Origin of the sequence: Candidatus Cryosericum odellii, assembly GCF_003570935.1 — a bacterium.
GTDB classification, from domain to species: Bacteria; Caldisericota; Caldisericia; order Cryosericales; family Cryosericaceae; genus Cryosericum; species Cryosericum odellii.
Window position 1 is genome coordinate 4,879 of sequence record NZ_QXIU01000003.1, and the last position, 2,815, is coordinate 7,693.

Annotated in this window: 2 protein-coding genes; one reads left to right on the forward strand and one right to left on the reverse strand. The window is 57.0% G+C overall.

The window, feature by feature from the left end:
• A partial coding sequence (locus SMC5_RS00115) for a DEAD/DEAH box helicase (RefSeq protein WP_119119103.1) occupies window positions 1-1,244 on the reverse strand: 1,244 nt, incomplete at its 3' end.
• Window positions 1,245-2,075: 831 nt separating this feature from the next.
• On the opposite strand from SMC5_RS00115, the gene rpsB reads away from it, so the two are divergent.
• Window positions 2,076-2,815: 30S ribosomal protein S2 (gene rpsB, locus SMC5_RS00125; RefSeq protein ID WP_119119105.1), on the forward strand; the 740-nt coding region annotated here is incomplete at its 3' end.

Sequence of the window (2,815 nt, forward strand, 5' to 3'; positions counted from 1 at the left end):
GTCTGAACCACGTATTGGTCGAGCGGGTTCGATGATGCCACGAAGACGGACAGCGAATGGTCCCGTTCGCGCCCTGCCCGTCCCATCTGCTGGAAGAGACTGGTCACGGAACCAGGGTAGCCGGCCGTGATCGACACGTCGAGGTGTCCGATGTCGATGCCGAGTTCCAGCGCATTGGTCGCAATGACGCCGGTCAGTTCACCAGAGGAAAGACGATGTTCGATGCCCCTGCGAACGGCAGGGAGGTAGCCTGCGCGGTAGGTCGCGACACGGTCCCCAAGGCGCTGTCCCTTGCCTGCTCCGGCATCTCTGACGTACTTGTACAACAACTCTGCTTCCTGCCGCGATTTCGTGAAGACGATCGTTCTCACATCTTCCTGAACGGCGCGCTGAAAAAGCCACAGCGCTTCCTTCATGACGCTCTTGCGGATGTTGTTCTGTTTGTCGACGATCTTCGGATTGAAGAGCAGGAGGGTCTGCTGTCCCTTGGGAGCTCCGGAGGAATCCACGTTGTGAACGAGCTCTCCAGTAAGTTGCGAAGCAAACTTGCCGGGTTCGTCGATGGTGGCGGACGTGACGAAGAATACGGGGTGGGCGCCATAGAAGTTGGCCAGTCGCCGAAGACGTCGCAGGAGCAGAGCCATGTGCGAACCCAGGACGCCGTGGTAGTAGTGACCTTCGTCGACGACGATGAACGCCAGTCCGCGCATGAACCGTGACCAGCTCTCATGGTGCGGCAGAATGCTGTAGTGGAGGCTGTCGGGGTTGGACAGAATGAGACGCCCGAACTTGCGCAGCTGGCGCCTCGCGTCGGGGTCGGTGTCGCCATCATAGACGGCGGTGTTGATGCGTTCCATGCATCGTTCCATTTCTCTCAGCTTGGCCAGCTGGTCTTCGATGAGCGCCTTCGTGGGATAGAGGAACAGAGCTGTTGCCCCGGGATGTTTGAGGAGATGGTCCAGGACCGGCAACTGGAAGGCAAGACTCTTTCCGCTTGCCGTTGGGCTGACCACGGTTACGTTGTAGCCGTCACAGGCTTTGTCGAAACAGGCGCGCTGGAAGGCATACAGTTCGCGGATCCCCTTATCTGCAAGGTCGGTTGACAGGTCGGGATCCACAGCAGGCGGCAGAGGGGCGAACGTCGCTTCCCGTGCGTCGAAGTCCAGTCGGCTGACGATCTGGCCGTCATAGTCCTGTGAGGTCGTCAGCTCCCGCAGCAGGAACTGCAGTTCATGTCCCGTCATAAAACCAGTGTATCCGCAACGGGCACAACAAAAAGGCGTGCGCGGGGAGCGCACGCCTTTCGACGGCTTCTATGAGGAGAGGAAACTCAGGCGCTATCGTCGCCGATCTTCTTGAGTTCTGCCTGTTTCGCAGCTATCTGAGCTTCAAACTCGACGACTGCCGCTTGGACGGTGATGAATGCGCCGGTGATGTTATCGNNCCGTCGGCGACATTGCCCGCAGCTCTCTTGAGCTTGTCCATAAAACTATCCGGCATGGTTCCTCCTTGTACATTGTCGCGTACGCGCAGCGCATGCTCGCGAGAACAGCCCATTGCGTCCGAGTGGCATCACAATACGACCAGAGATGTCGGCTGACCGACAGTGCCGCGCCAGAAATGCCCGCGCGCAGCAGCGGCTATGTCTGTGTTCTGATCTGGCCGGTCCCCTTGCTTACGATAGCACTCCCAGTCACACCCATTTCCTTGTTCAGGTTCCGCAAGACTTCTTCCATTGTGTCTCCTCATGCCCCTCTCGTGCTCTTTCGACAGGCGCATGTTCCTACAAAGAAAGGCGGGCTTCCTGTCTCTTATTTTCATTGTAGAGATGATGAAATGCAAGTCAATTGTAGAGAAGCTGCGCATCTGGATATCTGGACACCGCATTGTCTCCACATCGACATTCAAGGCCCTTGTGTTTTTCCAGTCGTCACAGCGCCTCGCTTGCCAGCAGCGGCATTTTCTGGTACAATTGCCATGCAAGATTCCACACGCTCGGGATTCTGGAGTGTTCCGCATTGCGGTTCTCCGGAAGTTGAACGAGCGGAGGTAAAAAACTAACAGGAGGCACTATTGTGGCAGTCGTAACAATGAAGTCCCTGCTTGAGGCAGGCGTTCATTTTGGTCACCAGGTCCGCAGATGGGACCCGCGCATGAAGCATTATATCTTCACACAGCGCAACGGCATTCACATTTTTGATCTCAAACAGACCGTTGCCAAACTCGACGAGGCGTACGCGTTCCTTTCGAAGGTTTCGCGTGAAGGTGGCAACGTCATTTTCATCGGCACCAAGAAGGCTGCGCAGGATATCGTTCGTGAAGAAGCGACCCGTGCAGGCGCCTGGTATGTTAACGAGCGCTGGGTCGGCGGTCTCATGACCAACTACATCACAGTCCGCAAGAGCATCGACCGCCTGAAGCAGATCGACCGCGAAGAAGCCGATGGTGTTATCGAGACCATGGGAATCAAGGAACGCACGAAGACCATGAAGTCCAAGGCTCGCCTGAGCAAGCTGTTCGGCGGTCTTCGTACCATGGAAGGTCTTCCCCGCGCCATCTATGTCATCGATACCCACAAGGAGCATAGCGCCATCCAGGAAGCACATGTGCTTGGTATTCCGGTGGTCGCCATCGTCGACACCAACTGCAACCCTGACGAGATCGACTACCAGATTCCAGCAAACGATGATGCAATCAGGTCTCTCCGTCTCATCACCGCGCTCATGGCCAGTGCCCTTATCGAGGGACGCGAAGGCGTGCAGCAGTCCGAGGCAAACGAGGAGCACGCCAGCATGGCCGACTTCGCCCATGAAGC